Genomic DNA, 1,463 nt, shown 5'->3' on the forward strand with positions numbered 1-1,463 from the left:
AAGAGTGCGCTGCCGAAAGGTGGCGCACTTTATCTTCTAGACCACCAGTGTGGGAGGGTAGGTTGAAATCCAAGATATTCGCTCTGATCGTGGCCCTGCTGCCGTTGCAGGCTGTCGCGCAACAGGCCGAAGTGCCGCTTGCGGTCCGCAACGCCGGCGCGCAAAGCTGTGACGATCTGCGCAAGGTCTATACCCAACAGGGTTTCGTGAACGAAAAGACCGCGTTCTTGCAGTGGATGGCCGGTTATGTCACCGCCGTTGCACGGCTGAACTCCGTGATCGACGTCTTCCCGATCAAAGATTCGACCCAGATGGTTCAGATGGTCATTCTGGTCTGCGGCGAGCGGCCTCAGCTGACTGTTGAATCCGCGGTTCTGGAAACCGCGGCGCGTCTGCGGCCCTATTGGGTCAAGGGCAGCGCCAATGTTCTGACCCTAAGCTCGAACGAAACCAAGGTTGGCTATTACGAAGCCTCGGTCAAACCGCTGCAACAGGCGTTGAAAGATGCCGGAGCCCCGGTTGTCGTCGATGGCGCCTATGGCAACCAGACCGGCAACGCCTTGTCGCGCCTGTCGGTCGGTGCCGGTTTGCCGCCGACTTTGGTGCCGAATGGCACGCTGCTGTATCTGCTGACGCGGCCGCAGCAAAAGCCCAAGCAATAAGTCTTAGATCATATCACGAAAAAGGGGCTGCCGATTGGCAGCCCCTGTTCGTTTCGGATCCGCTTGCCGGAAATCCGGCGCCGATCAGACCATATCTTCGAACATCTTGACCACCTGATGCGCGATGCGCTGCGGCATATAGGCCTGGCCGGCTTTCAGGGATTTCTCGGCGTAGCGCAGATAGGTCGCTTCGTCGTCCATGATCTTTTTCACCGCGGCAACCCATTGGTCGATAAAGGCCGGCGGCATGACCACGTTGTTTTTCACCACGTCTTCGGGCACCGGGACAATCTCGCCAGAACCGGCCATGGTGTCGGGGATCCCGCCCATGTTCGAGCCGATCACCGGAATGCCCATGACCAAGGCTTCGGGGATGACCTTGCCCGCGGCTTCGTATCCGACCGAGGGCACGATCAGCAGACTGGTTTTGCGGAACACATGCGTGATGTCAGCCTGTTTCGGCAGCCACCACAGGTTCTTGATCGCCGTGGTTTCGATCCCGGCGTCCTGCCACATGGTCTGCGTGCCCCGGCTTTCCACCGCAAGGAAGGTCAGTTTACGGTCGATTTCGGTGAACCGGTTAGCAAGGTTGATGAACACCAGCCCGCCCTTGGGGGCGGCGGGGTTGATCATGGTGATGAATTTCTCGCGCCGGGTGGCGGCCAGTTGCGGCAGTTCCTCAGCCGAGCGCGAGGCCGAATGGTTCGGCGACACCGGCATGATCTGCATGTTCTTCAGGCCAAGACGCTCTTTATACAGTTTGCGCATGGCTTCGGTCGGGACAACGACGCGGTCGACGGC

Annotated in this window: 2 protein-coding genes; one reads left to right on the forward strand and one right to left on the reverse strand. The window is 59.5% G+C overall.

Annotated elements, in window-relative coordinates:
• Window positions 1-62: 62 nt before the first annotated feature.
• Entirely contained in the window at window positions 63-662 is a 600-nt protein-coding gene (locus ABYW26_RS14450; RefSeq protein WP_372605614.1) for a hypothetical protein, read from the forward strand.
• A gap of 84 nt (window positions 663-746) precedes the next feature.
• Here ABYW26_RS14450 and ABYW26_RS14455 read toward each other — a convergent pair.
• Window positions 747-1,463, reverse strand: a 717-nt coding sequence (locus ABYW26_RS14455; RefSeq protein ID WP_372605615.1) for a glycosyltransferase, incomplete at its 5' end; no start/stop codon positions are given.

The organism is Actibacterium sp., from assembly GCF_041584535.1.
Lineage (GTDB): Bacteria > Pseudomonadota > Alphaproteobacteria > Rhodobacterales > Rhodobacteraceae > Actibacterium_D.